Raw genomic sequence first — 17,369 nt, forward strand, 5'->3', positions numbered from 1 at the left:
CTTTTCATATGCTAAGATTATCTCGTATTTTTCCTGTGAAGAATAAGTTTTTCTTCTCATAAAAAAGCCCCCAATTAAGTAAACAGATTTTTTATTTACTCTGTCTACTTAATTGGGAGCATATCATTACCTTGGATGCTGCTTTTTTTAATCTTATCATTATTAGCTCTAAAGGAACAATTCTTTTCAACCTACTGAGCTTGTAATAGTGGTGAAATAAAAAAAGCTTCTATTTTATGAAGAAGCTTTTCGGCTGAATTATTTAGTTTTCCTCATTCCCCTGACAGCTCGGACATTCATAAACGTGCACAAAATAAAGCCCAACATGGTGAAAACGTTTTCCTAAGCAGTCTGGACATGTGCCTGCTTCACGCATTTGTTCGCGTCGTTTTTCTCGCTGATTAGCTAAAAGATTTACAAATTTCATTAAAAAGACCTCCGCATGTTTTTGACTATAGGTTTTCCTAGTAGGAAGCCTTTTATTCGACCCGGTATATTTATCACAGCGCCTTCTTAAGTTTACTTTTAATCATGCTCAAGTTTTCTAATAGCACAAAAAAAGGATAGATAAAGCAGTCTCATGACGCTCATCTATCCTTCATTTTTACTCTATCTAATGCTTAACGTTATATCTGATTGGTGATAAAATCCAGCATATATAAGTTATTCTTCTACTTTGTATTTTTCTTTTTTTCGAAGAAACGGCCACCAGTTTCCTTCTCCAAGCGTCACGACAATCGCTGGCATAAGAAGCGGAAGAATAACAAGACCATAAAGTAAAAGACCGATGATAACAACTGTTGCTACATGAACAAGCGTTAATACACCTGATGGCATCATAGCCCCAAACGTTCCGGCTAGGATAATAGCGGCAGTAATAATAACCGAACCCATCTTACTCATAGACGTAACCATGCCTTCTGCTACGCCGCTTTTCACTTCTTCGTTAAAACGGTCTAACAAGAAAATAGAATAGTCAATTCCAAGAGCAACTAAAATAACAAAACTAAAGAATGGCACGGCCCAGCTGATTCCGTCATTCCCCATTATATCCACGAATAGAAGCTCTGAGATTCCCATTGCTGTATAATACGTAAGCAACAGTGAAGCAATCATGTATACAGGCATGATCATTGAACGGAATAAAATGGTCAAAACAATAAACAATCCAATCATCATAATAACCATTGTGCGTGAAAGATCCGTTGTAGATAAATCTTTTAAATCCGCATTTGAGCTCGATACCCCTCCATACACAATTTCTGTATGCTCAAACGGCGTATCAACGACTTCGCTTGCCACCGCTTTTTCAATATTTTTTACGGTTGAAATGGCTTCCTCAGAATATGGATTTTGATCGAGCACTACGCTGAGCTTAACTCCTTTTCCATCTGCAAAAGAATAGTTGTCGATGGATTGTTTAAACCCTTTATCTTTCATCACTTCTGTTGGAAGATAAATACCCGTATCTCTAACTGTTGAGCTGTCACTCATGTTATCAAGCATACCTGTTGCTTTTGTTAAGCCATCTGAGATTTTCGTTAGCCCATCATTTGCACTATCAACACCTTCTGCTAATTGATTGATACTGTCTGATAGGGTTCCGACTTGGCCTTGCTGAGCTGAAAGATTCTCATTTGCTTGTTGAAGACCGGTTTGAATGGTAGTAAGCTGTTTGCTGATTGCTGCAAGCTGAGGAACCGCTTGCTGCACATTTCCTGTTGTAGAGAGCTGAGTGCTGACAAGCTGCAGCTGTTGATTAACTTGAGCTAATCCGTCTGCGGCAGGTGCAAGTGACCCGCCAGATTCTTTAGAAGCAGAACCCGTTTGGTCGGCTATTTGATTTAGCCCTTTTTCAATATCACTTAATCCTTTTTGTACATCTCCGATTCCTTTAACAGCATCTTTGATTCCGTCTGATACAGAGCCCAGCTGTGAATTAACATATAAATCATCAATCTTTTCTCCCGTAGGCTGTGTGATCGTCATAACAGAATCCACGTGATCCACTTTTTCAATTGCTTTGCTTATATTTCCTAAATACGGAATAACATCCGCCTTTGTTAACTCTTTATCTCCTTTAATAATAACATTGACAGGAAATGCTTTTCCTTCTCCCAGTGCGTCACTGATAGCATTTAGTCCTTTTATAGATTTATAATCACTGCTTATTTCAGCAGTAGAATCAAACGATACTTTTGAGTCATACGTTACAATAAAAGGCACGGTAATAATCGCTGTAATGACTAAAAATACGAACGGTCGCGCTACTGCCTTTCTTCCTAAAAACCTCCACAGCTTATTATCGCTATGAGAAGCCACTTTTTTAGATGGCCAAAATAATTTTTCTCCAAGCGTAACCATAAAAAGTGGCAGCAAGGTAAATAAAATCACTAGCAGCACACCAACTCCCACTGCTACGCCAACGGCCGATTGGAAAATAGCAAACTTGGCAAATCCGATGGCTGCAAAACCAATAAATACGGCAATTCCGCTGATGAATAACGTTCTTCCTGCTGTACGGTAAGCCGTGATCGTGGCTTCTACTTTATCATGTCCGTTAGCCAATTCTTCACGGAAACGGTTAAGTAAAAGAATGCAATAATCCGTACCTATTCCAAACAAAATAGCTACTAAGAACGTTTGCGTGAACGTTGAGATTGGAAAATCGACATTTTCAACTAAAATACCTAGTAACGATTGACTGATTAAGTATGTGATTCCCACAATTAAAATAGGAATAAACGGCGTCACGACTGAACGGAAAACGAGTAGAAGCAAACCTAAAATCAAGAAGATAGTAATAAACTCGGTTTTCTTTAACCCTTCTTCTGAACTGTGTGCAAAATCCTGATTAATAAGAGATGCACCTGTTACATATGCCGTAACGTCTTTTGGCACGCTGTCATAAATCTGATTCGCTATTTTTTCAACTTTTTCATCCGATCCACTGACAGTAACCGGAACTAAAACGGTTTTTTTGTCTTTAGACATTAATTGGTTACGAACATCTTGATCATCTGTTAAAGGCGTTGTAACATCTTTTACACCTTTAATTTTCTCTGTCTTATCAATGATTTTCTGTATCTGTTTCTCACTATCTTTATCTAATGCGTTATCTAGCTTGATCACCATGCTGATGGTGTTACTGTCTTCCCCGGCATTTTTGAGAATTTGGCTGGCCCTAGATGAAACGGCATTATCAGGAAGCTGAGACTGTCCTTTTTCACTTGCGAGCTTTGTTAAATTGGGTGCCGTTAGCATCAATATGACCGTTAAAGCTAAAATAAAGGCCGCAATCACCCATTTAAATTTCACAATAAATTTCATTTTTTGCTTTCCCCTTTTATAGTTAACTTTTCTTTTGCCATTGTAAGAATTTCAATAAATGTATCTATTTTTTCTTCTTCTACATCATCAAACAAATTCTCAATGATACTAAAACACGCGGCATTTCCGTCATGTATTACCTTTTCTCCTTCAGCCGTAATCTTAATAAGCTTAGAACGTTTATCGCTCTCTAGTTCATTAGTGTCCCACTCCACAAGCCCTTTTTCGAGCAGTTTTTTAATTCGATTCGAAATGGCACTTTTATGAACACCTTGCAAGACAGCGAGACTGCCAGGTGAAGATGGACCTTTAATCATTAAACTATTTAACAAATCAAACTGCTGCCTTGAGACATGTTCGAAGAGGTTATGGCTCAGCTCTCTGTGAATGACTTCTGTTCCTACAAACAGCACTTCTTCAAAAAGTTCTACAGCTTGATATAACTTGCTTTTCGTCACTTCTTTCCCTCCTTTACTCATTTAGTTTATAGGTATAAACTATTCAACTTTAAAAATAGTTTATAGGACTAAACTTTATTCTGTCAATAAATTTATGTCTGACTGTCTTCATATATGATAAAGATAAAAGGAATCCTAAAAGATACCGCTTACATCAGCTTTTTTGGTTGTCAAAGCTCAATCACTTAAGTATTATTAGTAATTGACTTCTTTTCAAGGAGATATAAATTTTATACACAGAAAGGGTGATCACACATGAATACAATGCATACCAATGAGCAGGTCAGTAAGAAGGATTCCTTTCCAATTGCTCTTATCTCGTTGACTCTTGGAGCTTTTGCTATTGGAATGACGGAATTTGTTATTATGGGGATACTGCCTAACGTTGCGGAAGATCTTCATGTTAGCATTTCGACTGCTGGTCAGCTAATTACAAGCTATGCTTTAGGAGTAGCAATCGGCGCGCCAATTTTAACTATTTTTACTCATCGACTTCCTCAAAAGCTTCTGCTTTGTTTACTTATGCTTTTATTTATTCTCGGAAATGCGATTGCTATTATTGCACCCAGCTATGGGATTTTAATGGGAGCTCGTTTAGTTACGGCATTATGTCACGGTACTTTCTTTGGAGTAGGCGCTGTTATTGCTTCACGGCTCGTACAACCTCATAAACGTGCAAGTGCTGTCGCAACGATGATGGCAGGTTTAACCATTGCAAATATAATCGGCGTTCCTGTGGGAACATTCATTGGGCAACACTTAGGCTGGAGAGCTTCGTTTGGGGCTATTACGATCATGGGGATTATTGCATTTATTGGTATTATTCTGTTTATCCCAAAGCTTGGTCAAGACAAATTAACGGGTCTAAAACAGCAGTTTGCTGCTTTTACTCAACCAAAACTTCTTGTGATGCTTCTTTTAAGCGCGATAGGATGCGGCAGTTTATTTACTGTATTTACGTACATTACACCGCTTCTTGAAGACGTTACAGGAGTAAGTGAACATAGTGTTACGTGGATTCTTGTATTATATGGATGCGGCGTTACGCTCGGAAACGTTGTTGGAGGCAAGCTAGCAGACTGGAAGTTAATGCCTTCGGTTGTAGGTATATTTGCTTTTCTTTGTATTGTGCTGACTATTTTTACGTTCACTGTTAAAAGCCCAACAGCAGCTATTATCACGCTGTTTTTCTGGGGAGCAGCAGCGTTTGCTGTAATGCCTGGTATTCAAGTGAAAATTATGAACTTAGCACAGGAAGCACCTGCTTTAGCTTCTACTTCGAATCACTCATTTGCTAACTTAGGAAATGCTTTTGGCGCCTTTTTCGGAGGCGTAATTATTAACCATATGGGACTTCCTTCACTTCCTTGGGTTGGCGCCATTTTTGTAGGAACGGCTTTTGTTATTAGCACTTGTCTTTTTATTGTGGAAACACGCAAAAAACATAGTGAACAATCGTCCTGACTGTCTAACAACTGAACAAAAAGCAAAAAAAGAGCCTTCCTTGGATGAAAGGCTCTTTTTTTGCTAGCTCGCTTTTCTCATTTCTTTACTTGTTAATCGACTGTGTTTACGAGAATAACCTATATACACAAATATACCAAGCACAATCCATATGCTAAAATACAGCCATGTTGTTTTAGGAAGATTAATCATTAAAAATAAACAAGATAATACAGATAAAATTGGTAAAATCGGGACAAACGGCATTGTAAATCCGCGTTTTAAAGTTGGATGCGTTTTACGTAAGATGATAATGCTGACGCCCACCATGCCGAAAGTTAAAAGAGCACCGATATTTGCTAAATTCGCAAGTTCTTTTAGATCAATAAACCCTGAAATTAACGCTCCGATAATCCCTACTAGCCAAGTGGAAAGAGTCGGAACTCCTGTTTTCTCATTTGTTTTAGCAAATGCTTTTGGCAGCAAGCCGTCACGGCTCATTGAGAATAAAATGCGTGTTGCTGCATAAATGTAGGCGAAAATAACAGCCATGATTCCAATGACAGCTCCTGCAGCAATAATTCCTGCCACTGCATTTTGTCCTACTGAATGAAGAACATAGGCCATTGCTTCTGGAACGTTCAGTTCCTTATAAGAAACAACCCCTGTCATAACAAGGCATACTGCTACATAAATAATCGTGCAGATCACGAGTGAACTAATAATTCCAATGGGCAAATTACGCTGCGGATTCTTTACTTCTTCTGCTGATGTAGATAAGGCATCAAAACCTAAGAAAGCAAAAAATACGGCCGCACCTCCTGTCACAACACCTTCAATTCCATAAGGCATAAAAGGTGTCCAATTAGACGGTTTTACATAAAAAGCTCCTACAATAATAAAAAGAAGGATAATAAACAATTTAACAAGCACCATAAAGTTGTTCACTTTTTTACTTTCTTTTGTTCCTCTTGAAAGCAGCCATGTAATAAGAAGCGTAATACAAATAGCAGGAAGGTTTACTAGACCTCCATTTGCAGGGATTGTAATCAATTCTTTTGGCAGTGAAAAACCAAATCCTTCTAAAAAGTTGTTAAAATAAGAAGACCAGCCGTTTGCTACTGCTGACATCGTTAATAAATAGACGGAAAGCAATGTCCATCCCATTAAGTGTGCTACCACTTCGCCGATGGTTGCATATGTATAGGTGTAAACGCTCCCAGATACAGGTATAGTTGAAGCAAATTCCGCATAGCACAGCGCTGCAAAACCGCATACAATAGAAGCCAGTATAAAAGAAAAAATAACGGCTGGCCCCGCATCGTTAGCAGCTACTAAGCCTGTTAAAACTAAAACCCCCGTTCCTATTACGGCTCCAATACCAAGAAGAGTCAAATCGAATGCCCCTAATGTTTTGACTAGAGATTTGTTTTGACTTTGTTCTAATAATTGCTCGATTGACTTCTTTTTAAATAGTTTTCCCATTGCACTCTCTCCTCTCTGTTGCCACTCATCCATTAAAAAACTTAAAAATGACGTCTTTTCCTATTTGACTACGCGTTTTTACTTCAGATACAGAAGTAATTATATAGAAATAATTACTAACTTGTCTATTAGTATACTAATATCATTATATATATTTCAAGAGTTTTTGTAAGCGATTTCTTAATCTCTCTCTATTTTGTCTTTATCAACTAAATAAAGAAATCATCGTTGTGATTATGCATAATAAGTTTGAATAAAATTAATATTCTAAAAAATAAATAGATTCATTTCCAGATAGTTTTTTTCGCTACCTATCTTCAAATATAAATTCCTGACATAGGGATTATTTACAGAACGATGAATGTTTTACCTCAACGGGTGTTATAATGATGAAAACTGAAGCGTATGAAGGGCGGAGAGAGATGCTTAACTTACTTATTGGCTGTATTTTACTAGCATTAGGAGTGTACTTTATGTTTAAATTTCTTTTTTATTCTCCTTCTAAAAAGAAGCGAGGTCAGCAACCTATGAACAAATTGTCAAATGAAGATTCAGCTCCATCAAATGCAAACGATTCGAATGGGATAAGATAATTTTTTTCACAAAATACCGGCGTTTGTCTAAGGCAAAAGTTATACTGCCGATATATAATATCTTATACCCTTCTAGTTCAATATTCCCTTCATTTTGGTGTAAGACAAGATGAAGGGAATCACTATCCGACTTAAAAAATCGGATTTTTCTATTTAGCAAGGTAAATGGCTTCAATAAACTCTGTTTGAATTTTTTTCTTTATTCAAGTGTGCAGCTGCCTCTTCAACACTTACTGTTCCAATGTTTTTCTTCCCGTGCTTTCGCATAGCAAGCGATTTATTTTCTACTTCTTTATCTCCTATTACGGCCATATAAGGAACTTTGAGCATTTCGGCTTCTCTAATTTTCAGACCTATTTTTTCAATACGATCATCCACTTCAACACGATACCCTTGTGACTCCAGCTCGTGTTTCACCTTGTATGCATATTCCACATGCGGCGGTGCAATAGGCAAAAGCTTAAATTGAACAGGAGCCAGCCAAAGAGGAAATTGACCTTCATAATGTTCAATCAAGATGGCCATAAATCGTTCAACGGAACCGTATATAGCGCGGTGAATCATTACGGGACGGTGCGGTTTATTGTCCTCTCCAATATACATACAGTCAAACTTCTCTGGCATTAAGAAATCAAGCTGAACTGTTCCGCACTGCCAGCTGCGGCCTAGGGAATCTAAAATATGAAAATCGATTTTCGGCCCGTAAAAAGCTCCGTCTCCTTCATTTACCTGATAGTTTAAGCCTTTTTCATTTAGCACCGATTGAAGCGACTTTTCTGCTTGATTCCATGTTTCAATATCTCCCATAAATTTTTCAGGACGTGTGGATAGCTCCACTTTGTAATCAAAGCCAAAATGTGAATAAAAGTCATGGATAAACGCTAGAATGCGGCTAATCTCAACTTCAATCTGATTAAGTTCTACGAATAAATGCGCATCGTCCTGTGTGAATGACCGGACTCTTAGCAGTCCGTTTAAAGAGCCCGAAAGCTCGTGGCGGTGAACCAATCCAAGTTCTGCGTATCGAATGGGAAGTTCTCGATAGCTTCTTCGCTTGCTGTTAAACAATAAAATGGCTCCCGGACAATTCATCGGTTTAATCGCATAGTTTTGTTTGTCAACATTTGAAAAATACATATTTTCATGATAGTGCTCCCAATGCCCTGATTGTTCCCATAGCTCCTGTTTCATCATGATGGGAGTTTTTATCTCTTGATAGCCTGCTTTGTAATGCTTTTGTTTCCAGTAGTTTTCTAACTCATTTCGAACAATCATTCCGTTAGGTAAGAAAAACGGCATACCAGGAGCTTCTTCCATCGACATAAACAGCTCCAGTTCTTGACCTAATTTTTGATGATTTCGTTTTTCTGCTTCCATTTGTTTCGACATGTTCATTCCTCCAATATGTTTTTATTCAACAAAAAAACCGCACTCATCCCTAGTAAAGGGACGAATGCGGCCGTGGTACCACCCTAATTCCGTAAAATACCTATACGTATTTTACGCTTAAAAAGATAACGGTTTTACCGGTTGCAGTTTCAGTGTACACACATTCCCCGCCGCAGCTCCAAGGTGGTAAATTCATTTCGTTTTCTAAGGGTTCTCAGCCAGTGACCCTACTCTCTGTAAAGAAAATCCAAAAATGATTCATGTCCTTTTCAATGCTTGTATATTCATTTTTTCTACATAAAAAACCGCACTCATCCCTAGTGAAGGGACGAATGCGGTCGTGGTACCACCCTAATTCCGTAAAATACCTGTATGCATTTTACGCTCAAAAAAGATAACGGTTTTACCGATTGCAGTTTCAGTTATGCACATTCCCTGCAATAGCTCTAAGGTGGTAAATTAGATGATTTCTTAAGGGCTCCCAGCCGCTGACCCTATTCTCTGCGAAGAAAACGGCACCTAATTCATGTCCTTTTCATTGCCAAATAATGTTTGTTAGTTGTTAAAAGTGATTATAGTGTATAAATTTTACAGAAGTCAAGAAATAATTTTTATTTTTTAATGTTATAGAATTAATTTATGCTTAAATTTCCGAAAAGTTACTTAGGAATATATGGGCTTAAAAAGTTTTTTATTATAATATTAACACCTGCATTTTATTTTGTTTTTACCTTTATTGTGTAAAAATAAAGGCAAAAAAGAAAGATATTACAAGCACTTATTTGCTTTATCTAAGTATTATTAGCGAATTAAAATCCAGTATTGCTCAAATCAGAATAAGTAACATAGCACAAGTATCATCAGTTTTTTTATTTATATACTAGAATATTAAATATACCTTTTTCTACTTACACCAATATTAGGCTTGAACTCGTCGAAACTATTTTTTATCTATCTTTAGACGGAAGCTCCTGGTACATGCTTCCACTTTGCGGAAAAATCCGTTTTTTCCTGAGTTGTTCTTTAAGAATAACATCAAGCTGCCGCTGAATTTTCCTTGTTTCATTTGTTGAAAAATACGGGTAAGCCAAATTTACTGTTTCTAACGTATCCTTGGTCAAATTGTACATTTCAATTTGATCCGGAACCGATGTTTCTTTAAGGTTAGTAAGATCTACAGGGTAACTTTCATATTGCTCTCGGTGGATGACTTCATCTTTTTCGTTAGGTGCTGACCGAAATTGCGGATTATCATGGTATCGAGCGTATTTCCGGATTTCCTTTTCTGCGGCTGATTGAAACTCGACAATGACCGCTTGAATGTGATTAGGCTGAACGACTGACGGATAGCTTTCTCCTAAAAAATTTGTTTGGTGAAGTCCTTTTGTCGGGTCATCATCCGTCATAAAGAAAATCGGTGCTTTTTCTTGATAGAGCGATGTTTCTCCTCTCAACGTTCCTGAGAGGTCTCGCCCAACAAATGGATGTACTTCCGTATGACTTTTTTGCAATTGCTTTTGAACAGCGGAAGCATCGATATTAGCCAAGCTAAGCATTGTCGGGATCAAGTCAACGTGACTAGTCAGTACGTCTGTACGTTGATAACTAGGAAACAAATGCTTGTTATGAATGAGAAGCGGCACGTGAATCGACTCTTCATACATGTTGTACCATTTTTGATGTAGTCCTCCGTGAGCCCCCAGCAAATCACCGTGATCCGACGTGAAAATAATAATAGTATTGTCATAGAACGAAGATTGTTCTATAGTCTGAAGGACTTTCAAAATTTGTTTGTCAACATTTTTTTGAAGCTGATAATATAAGCGCCGGTAGAAACTAGAATTTGGCGTCGGCTGCAGCGCTTTTGGATAGATGTATTTATAGCTGCTTTGAGCGCTAGGCTTTGTGTGTAAGGATTCTCGAATGGTAGGTGGCGGCTCGATGTTCGGAATTGTTTCGTCAATAGAAAACTGAAACATGGGAAGGTGTTTGGTAATCGCTCCGAACAGCGCAATGTCATGCGGGTTCACAAACGAAGCTACCATGAGCCAAGGCTGCGAAGTCTTTTGATATTCTAATCGTTGAATATGCTCTATGATTTCCTCTGCATATATTTCGTCTCGTCCGCTCACTCCAATGGCCGCAGATGAACCAGAATTGTGCGGGTTTCTCCCCTCTGGCTCTGGACCAATCCAGCCTGAAAAACCAAACTTTTCAAGCTTATTAGCCCGTTGATAGAGGGACTCTTTTTCTGGATCGGGTATTCCTGTTTGCATCTGGTAGCTAGAAAAAACGTTATGTGTTCCTGGAATTAAGATGTTCTCATCAGAAATATGCCATTTTCCTTTATAAAAGGTTTGATACCCAGCCTGCTTAAAATAATCTCCCATCATTGGGACGGTATTAGGCTGCAGCCAAAACATATCAGGATCTTGTGACTTCTTTGCGATACCTTGCGTTTGCGTAACTCCGTGCAAGGAAGGGTACTGCCCTGTAAACAATGTAGCTCGACTCGGTGAACAGGCTGTAGAACCGACGTAGTGACGAGTGAATGACATCCCGTGCTGTTTTAAAAATTCATGTGCTTTTAAATAGTTTTTTCGCCACTTTTTTACTTCTTTACTTTCATATACGGGTGGAAATCGTTCTTCGTCCACCATAATTAACAAAAAATTAGGCTGCTCCTTCATCTTTACTCCTCCACGTGTTTATCAAATTTTCTGTATTGATAAACTATGTAAAAAGGACTTTTTTTAGACGAACGGAGTACGGTTCATGTCTTTTTATATCCAAACAAAAAAAAGACTTGGAGGATTTCTCTAAGCCTTTCATAACTCGTTTCAATACGATATTCCTTATTTTATGTACATATCTAAAAAAGCTAATGACAGCGCGTAGCTAGCCATTAGCTTTTTCATTATTTTGCAAATACATGATTTCCTATTTTAATTGTTTCTTGTTTTTGGCGCAGCCATTGATCTCCCGTTTTATCAGGATTAAAGAAGAATAATGAACCTTTTCCTTGACCTTGGAAATTAATTGCTTCTTCTACAGCTTTTTTTGAACCTTTGTCTGCAGGTTTATTAATTTGACCGTTGCTGACCGGGCTGTACTGACCTTTTTGATAAATAACGCCTTTTACAGTGTCCGGAAATTTGCTGCTGTCGACTCTATTTAATACAACTGTTGCCACGGCTACTTTGCCTGCGTACGGCTCTCCTTTGGCTTCAGCTGATACAAGACGAGCTAATAGTTCTTTATCATTTTTATTTACTTGAATGTGCTGTTCATGAGCGGGTGCTGCAGCAAATGCTGAGTAACCTGCACCAAAACTCGGGATAAGCATTGCGATAGCAATTACTAGTTTTTTCATCATAAAAATAAAAGCCTCCTTGCTATTTCTTGACGTGGTTCATATGCTAGCAGAAATATAAGAGTCTTTCATTGCAAAAAATTATCCAGTTCCAAAAGAAATTGTATATTCTCGTATTTTTTTAACTATTTTTCAGCATATAAAAATATAGCTTTCCTCATTAAATATGAGTTGCATTTCATTCTTCAGTGGTTTATGATATAAAAATATAAATAGTAATGATTACGAATTTCAAGAAGGACTTTAAGAAAGGAATGATTATTTGGCTAAAAAATCAAAAATAGCAAAAGAAAAGCACCGACAAGCACTTGTCGAAAAATATGCTGAGTTAAGAAAACAGTTAAAGGAACAAGGAAATTATAATGAACTACGAAAGCTTCCTAGAGACTCTTCTTCTACTCGCTTGCATAATCGCTGTGAAGTAACGGGAAGACCTCGTGGATATTTACGTAAATTTAAGCTTTCGCGAATTGCATTTAGAAAACTTGCTCACAAGGGACAGATTCCTGGGGTGAAAAAATCAAGCTGGTAAAATTCTAATGAGGTAAAGGACCCTCTTTGCTAAAAAAGGAATCATTATACGTCATAAATCGTAATCATTACTTTTAATAGGAGGGATCAACATGGCTACATGGAACTTAGGTACAACGAAACATCACGTTCTCATTTGCAATGGAAGCAGCTGCAATCGAGTTGGAGCCGAAGAAGTTACACAAGCGATTCGAACTGAGATAGCTAATCAAGAGATGGACGAATACATACATACGACTCGCACTCGATGTAATGGAAGATGTCATGATAAATGCGTCGTCATTTCCTACCCAGACGGTATTTGGTATAAAGATATGAAGCCTGATGATGCACGAGAGCTTATTAACTCTTTAAAGACAGATCAACCTTTTGTCCAAAAAACAAGTCATACTTTTTGCGGAGAAGGTTTCCAGCGAACAGAAGGTACTGTTAAAGGTATCTCAAAACAAAAAGAAACCGTCATCAAAGTATCTAAAAAACTTTAATTTACAACGGTGAAATCCTGGTCTTTAGAAAGTTAACCAACTAAAAGAGAAACATCATTAAAAATGTCTGTTTGTTTTCTCTAATGTGCCTATCGCTTAATCTAAACAAAAAAACCGGCCCTAGCAACCGGGTCGGCTTTTTTTACCTCTACACCTTTAAGAAATTAGATTTTTTCTGTTTCACATATAAAATCTGAACTGTATACTTTCTTGACTACTGACGAAAGAATATCAATTCCTTTCTTTAACTCCTCATCTGTAGCAGTAAGACTTATACGAATGCACTCCTGGTTGTGAGGACAAGACCGGTTGCCGTGAAAGAATGATCCGCCTGGTACTACAATCAAGTTTTCTGCTTTTAATTTATTGTATAGATCGTTATCACTGAAAGGCAAACCTTCTAACCAAAGCCAACCAAACAACGAACCTTCCGCTTTATGTAAATACCAAGGAATATCATCCGGCATACGTGTAGTTAAAAGATTTTTTAAATAGTTATGTTTTTGTTTATAATGAGTTCTTATATAGTTAGCTGAAATTCCAGGTAACTTTCCGTTCTTTAAGGTGTTAACCACCATCCGCTGACCTAACCTAGAAGAGTGAATCAAAATATTTGATTGAAATGCTTCCATTACTTTTATGAAGTCACTTTTTCCTATAGCAATTCCTATTCTCTCTCCAGGCAATCCGGCTTTAGAAAGACTCATGCAGTGAATGATGTTGTCATGTATAATTGGATTCATTTCAACAAAGTTCATAGCTGGAAAAGGAGGTGCGTACGCTGAATCAATTAGCAATGGAATGTTATAGTCCTTGCATACTTGGGATATAAAGTGTACGGCTTCTTTTGAAAGAATGTTGCCGCTTGGATTATTAGGTCTTGATAATACGACAGCTCCGATATCTGGGTCCTGTGCTATTTTATCTTTGAATGCCTGTTTGTTAAATTCATAACGAAATGTATGATGATCAAGCTTTGAGACGATAGGAGGAATTCCTTCTATTATAGCTTCCTCTAGTGCCACTCCGCTGTACCCAGCGTAATCCGGCAGCATAGGTATTAATGCTTTTTTAACTCTTCCTTCTTTACTTGTACCACAAAATGAATTTATAGCTAAAAAAAACAGATTTTGACTTCCTGAAGTGATTAAGACTTGTTCTCTGTCCAGCTCAATACGATAATTCCTAAAGAAGTATTCTCTTATGCAATCAATTAATTCATGCGTACCGTAACTAGAACCATATTGGCTAATCAAATTCTTTAGTTGTTTGTCGTTCACAATATCTCTTAAAGCTTCTTCCCACATTTCATAAACTTGAGGGAGTATGGCAGGATTGCCAGCGCTTAAATTCACATATTGATTGAGACCAGAATTGAGCACTTCTTGGATGTCATGCATAATAGCGCGAACGCCTACTTTATTAGTCATTTTGTTTCCGATTTTACTTAAATGCAAAGCATTCATTAGTGCATCTTCTCCTTAGAGATTATGGTCATCGAATAGTAAGTATGGAACTTCAATCTTTTTATTTTGCTGATTAATAAAGTACTTGTTCGGAATAGTAAATTTATCACCGTTCTCACTAGGCAATAAGTATTTTCGAACATAGCGTTCGGCTTCTTCTTTATAGCCAAGGTCACTTTGAATTGTTTCAAGTTGTTCAATTTCTTTTACTAAAAGGTCTAGTTCCTTCAAACACATGTCTAAATCTAAATAAGCATGGTCTTCTTTTCGGGATATTGAATGCCCATTTGCAACTAACCAGCTAAAAAGAAAAAATCCTGTGCCAGAATCAAAGTTTCGAGGTGCATTATGCTGACTAGGATACCTTAACAGACGTTCAAAGAGAACAAATTCTGTTATCTCTTCCCAAAAAGGGTATTTTCTTTTATGAAGAGTCAGCACCGTCTGACAGTCTACTTTAACTTCTTCCAGTATGCCTGCAAAAAAATTCATTTTTGCCTGTATATGTTGATCGAAAGGTTTATTTCCACAGTGATGATAATAGTCATGTAGATATCCCCAGATTACCCTTGCCTGATAGGTGTCTTCTCTATTCATAGTATGAGATTTAAAGTTAAAATCAGGAAAGATCGAATACGCTCTTTTTAATGTATCATCATTGTATATGCTGTGAAATTTATTAAAGAAAAATATCGCGAAGTTTTGACTTGTTACCTTTTCTTTTGTTTTTACATTCTCAGGGAAAAATACAATACACTTCCCTTCCATAAACCCTTGAGTACCAGCCAACAGCTTTAAAGATTCACATCCATTTTTAGGATGAGGAAGGTCTGCTTCAATGGAATTCATGATTTCAGGTTCATCACGAACGGCGATAAAGGCTTCTAAATAAAACCCTCTTTTTGTAGGGCCATTAGGCGTTACAATCGGTCCTAAAAAGAACGTCACCTCTCCGTTTGCAGGCGGGCTATAAGCAATTAACGTTTGATCAAAATAAGGAGATTGATCGAGTCCTCTTTCAATCCAATCACATACGTCATTTTTTAATGCATTCCACACTTCAGGTAAATTTAAAGAGTTATATATTGTTTCAGTTTCAGTAACTACTTTTAATAAGAGCTCTCTAGCTGTTTCGTAATTTCTTTTGACCTCTCCATTTGGGCCCTGATATTTTCTTATCTCATATAGAGCAGGTACTATTTTATCGTTTAATAACTCCACTAAACTTTGAGTATGATTTTTTGTTAACATGATTAAAACCCTCCTTTTTTTAGAACAGCTACTTAGCAGAAATATCTTTAGATGATTTAAGAGTAGAGTTATGTGTGTTTTTCTCTATTTGCTTTTTTAAGTTAATAAATATAACCCCCGCTATTACAAACGCTGTACCTATATAGACCTGTTTGTTTAATGTTTCACCTAAAAAGACAAATCCTACATATAAGGCGATAACCGGTGAAATAAATAGATGCGCCGTTGCTTTTGATATATGCCATTTTTTTAATAAATAAATATTAATAGAAAACCCTAAGACCGATCCTATAATAGCCAAGTATAATAATGAGATAAGACTAACCCCAGAGAAAGTGCGGTTTCCATTCTCTGTAAATAAACTAACAATCAGTAAACAAGCGCCTCCACTTAGCATCGAAAAAGAATTAAAGGTCATAATAGGCAAGGATTTTATGCGAGATTGAACTTGAACAGTTATAAAAGCAGAACCTAGCATAGCCATTAAAATGACGATCATGGCTACTATTTGGATAACATTTCCCTGTATAAACAGCTGATTTCCAAATACAACGCTCATACCAATTAAGCACATGACTACACCTATCTTTTGTCCTTTTGTAGCCGGTGTTCCTTTAAATAAGCGGTTAAATAAAAGAGCAAATACTGAAATGCTGGCAGCTAAAACGGAAACAAGCCCGCTTGGCAAATAGACGGATGCCCAATAAACAGAACCAAACGGTAGAGCAAAGTACAAAATTCCGTTTAATGCTGAAATGATTACTACTTCTTTTGAAACGGACATTTTTTTTGTGAATAAGAGGTAGAGGGTAATTATTAAACTAGCAATTAAAAACCTCATACCTGCTGACCATAGCGGCAAGCTATCTTTTAATCCCGTCTTTTGAAAAGCCCATGTGGTTCCTCCAATGACGGCTAATAGACAAAACAAAAGATGTACATGAATACGGGTTAATTTAGAAATCACTGTTTCACCTTATTTCTTTTTTTTAAGTTGAGCCTATTTTCTTCCGTGAAGTGTAAAACACATCGGCACTTCTCCAAAATCTTTTACAACTGTTAACCCCTGCTCGTTAGCGGCTTTACTTGTTGTAATACATGCGTCTACCTTTCCTTCTAAGCAATCAATCGCCGCTTGAGCATTACTATTTACTAACTGAACATTGGGACTGATGGAATGAGCTAAATCAACAGGGGCAGGATGTGAAGCGATTAATAGGTTATTGTTTGTTATCACCTCTTCTTTTGAGGCAAGAACCATGCTATATGTTGGCATAATAAAGCTATCTACTAGCTCTAAACTAGTTAAATTTTTGAACACAATATCATGTAAGTAAGGATATACCGCGCAGCCTAGAAGAGCAGAACTCTCTGTTTCCTTCACATGAACTAAAGCTTCTTCCAACGTTTGATGCAAAAAGACCTGACCTTGTATGCTTTGGCGTTCAAACCACAGATAGCCTGCTTTTTCACAATTTGTTCCTTCAGGCCCTAAGGTATGGATAATGTTAATCTTTTGAAGCTGCTGATTTTTCTTACTAGACGACTCTGCAACTATCATAGCT

Annotated in this window: 15 protein-coding genes and 2 other annotated features; of the genes, 4 read left to right on the forward strand and 11 right to left on the reverse strand. The window is 37.3% G+C overall.

The genetic code is table 11. The features are described from left to right. Positions 1 to 262: 262 nt before the first annotated feature. From ACNHOZ_RS16735 to ACNHOZ_RS16745, 3 genes are all read right to left on the reverse strand, one after another. The gene (locus ACNHOZ_RS16735; RefSeq protein WP_165573448.1) at positions 263 to 427 is read right to left on the reverse strand and encodes a hypothetical protein; all 165 of its coding nucleotides are present in this window, start codon (positions 425 to 427) and stop codon (positions 263 to 265) included. A 236-nt stretch (positions 428 to 663) separates the two neighbouring features. Next, entirely contained in the window at positions 664 to 3,330 is a 2,667-nt protein-coding gene (locus ACNHOZ_RS16740; protein WP_255900930.1) for an MMPL family transporter, read from the reverse strand. Beyond that, positions 3,327 to 3,788 carry a MarR family winged helix-turn-helix transcriptional regulator gene (locus ACNHOZ_RS16745; RefSeq protein ID WP_033579007.1) on the reverse strand — a complete coding sequence of 154 codons (462 nt, stop codon included), beginning with the start codon at positions 3,786 to 3,788 and terminating at the stop codon, positions 3,327 to 3,329. Before ACNHOZ_RS16745 ends, ACNHOZ_RS16740 begins: the two co-directional genes overlap by 4 nt. 255 nt (positions 3,789 to 4,043) lie before the next feature. Here ACNHOZ_RS16745 and ACNHOZ_RS16750 point away from each other — a divergent pair, with 255 nt between their 5' ends. After that, on the forward strand, positions 4,044 to 5,252 hold the full coding sequence (locus tag ACNHOZ_RS16750) for an MFS transporter (protein ID WP_255900927.1): 1,209 nt from the start codon (positions 4,044 to 4,046) through the stop codon (positions 5,250 to 5,252). Positions 5,253 to 5,315: 63 nt separating this feature from the next. Here ACNHOZ_RS16750 and ACNHOZ_RS16755 read toward each other — a convergent pair whose 3' ends face one another. After that, positions 5,316 to 6,716 carry an amino acid permease gene (locus ACNHOZ_RS16755; protein ID WP_255900925.1) on the reverse strand — a complete coding sequence of 467 codons (1,401 nt, stop codon included), beginning with the start codon at positions 6,714 to 6,716 and terminating at the stop codon, positions 5,316 to 5,318. Between the two features lie 389 nt (positions 6,717 to 7,105). Between ACNHOZ_RS16755 and ACNHOZ_RS16760 the strand changes: the two genes are divergently transcribed. Then, positions 7,106 to 7,309 (forward strand): hypothetical protein, encoded by a 204-nt coding sequence (locus ACNHOZ_RS16760; protein WP_240962068.1) that lies wholly within the window; start codon positions 7,106 to 7,108, stop codon positions 7,307 to 7,309. A gap of 171 nt (positions 7,310 to 7,480) precedes the next feature. Here the strand turns inward: ACNHOZ_RS16760 and thrS are convergent, their stop codons facing one another. The 3 genes from thrS to ACNHOZ_RS16775 form a co-directional block, all read right to left on the reverse strand. Beyond that, complete coding sequence (thrS, locus tag ACNHOZ_RS16765) at positions 7,481 to 8,698, reverse strand: threonine--tRNA ligase (RefSeq protein ID WP_255900921.1); 1,218 nt, start codon at positions 8,696 to 8,698, stop codon at positions 7,481 to 7,483. A gap of 53 nt (positions 8,699 to 8,751) precedes the next feature. Continuing rightward, positions 8,752 to 8,980: a binding site (T-box leader), on the reverse strand. A gap of 39 nt (positions 8,981 to 9,019) precedes the next feature. Next, positions 9,020 to 9,246: a binding site (T-box leader), on the reverse strand. A 399-nt stretch (positions 9,247 to 9,645) separates the two neighbouring features. After that, positions 9,646 to 11,388 carry a sulfatase-like hydrolase/transferase gene (locus ACNHOZ_RS16770; RefSeq protein ID WP_255900919.1) on the reverse strand — a complete coding sequence of 581 codons (1,743 nt, stop codon included), beginning with the start codon at positions 11,386 to 11,388 and terminating at the stop codon, positions 9,646 to 9,648. A gap of 227 nt (positions 11,389 to 11,615) precedes the next feature. After that, entirely contained in the window at positions 11,616 to 12,074 is a 459-nt protein-coding gene (locus tag ACNHOZ_RS16775; protein WP_049164594.1) for a cell wall hydrolase, read from the reverse strand. A 259-nt stretch (positions 12,075 to 12,333) separates the two neighbouring features. On the opposite strand from ACNHOZ_RS16775, the gene rpsN reads away from it, so the two are divergent. Both rpsN and ACNHOZ_RS16785 read left to right on the forward strand, forming a co-directional pair. Then, on the forward strand, positions 12,334 to 12,603 hold the full coding sequence (gene rpsN / locus ACNHOZ_RS16780; RefSeq protein ID WP_063247988.1) for a 30S ribosomal protein S14: 270 nt from the start codon (positions 12,334 to 12,336) through the stop codon (positions 12,601 to 12,603). A 91-nt stretch (positions 12,604 to 12,694) separates the two neighbouring features. After that, positions 12,695 to 13,087, forward strand: a complete 393-nt coding sequence (locus ACNHOZ_RS16785) for a (2Fe-2S) ferredoxin domain-containing protein (RefSeq protein WP_014460065.1) — start codon at positions 12,695 to 12,697, stop codon at positions 13,085 to 13,087. Between the two features lie 164 nt (positions 13,088 to 13,251). On the opposite strand, the gene ACNHOZ_RS16790 is transcribed toward ACNHOZ_RS16785, so the two are convergent. Genes ACNHOZ_RS16790 through ACNHOZ_RS16805 form a run of 4 tightly spaced genes read right to left on the reverse strand, consistent with a single transcriptional unit; the run spans position 13,252 to position 17,365 of the window. Continuing rightward, the gene (locus tag ACNHOZ_RS16790; protein WP_447697250.1) at positions 13,252 to 14,553 is read right to left on the reverse strand and encodes a valine--pyruvate transaminase; all 1,302 of its coding nucleotides are present in this window, start codon (positions 14,551 to 14,553) and stop codon (positions 13,252 to 13,254) included. 15 nt (positions 14,554 to 14,568) lie between these two features. Beyond that, a complete protein-coding gene (locus tag ACNHOZ_RS16795; protein ID WP_338705467.1) occupies positions 14,569 to 15,804 on the reverse strand; it encodes a DUF6421 family protein in 1,236 nt (411 codons plus the stop codon). A gap of 28 nt (positions 15,805 to 15,832) precedes the next feature. Next, the gene (locus ACNHOZ_RS16800) at positions 15,833 to 16,771 is read right to left on the reverse strand and encodes a DMT family transporter (RefSeq protein WP_337050517.1); all 939 of its coding nucleotides are present in this window, start codon (positions 16,769 to 16,771) and stop codon (positions 15,833 to 15,835) included. Positions 16,772 to 16,804: 33 nt separating this feature from the next. Further along, positions 16,805 to 17,365 carry a hypothetical protein gene (locus ACNHOZ_RS16805; protein ID WP_047750954.1) on the reverse strand — a complete coding sequence of 187 codons (561 nt, stop codon included), beginning with the start codon at positions 17,363 to 17,365 and terminating at the stop codon, positions 16,805 to 16,807. Between the last annotated feature and the right edge of the window lie 4 nt (positions 17,366 to 17,369).

Source organism: Priestia sp. D51 (assembly GCF_053345675.1).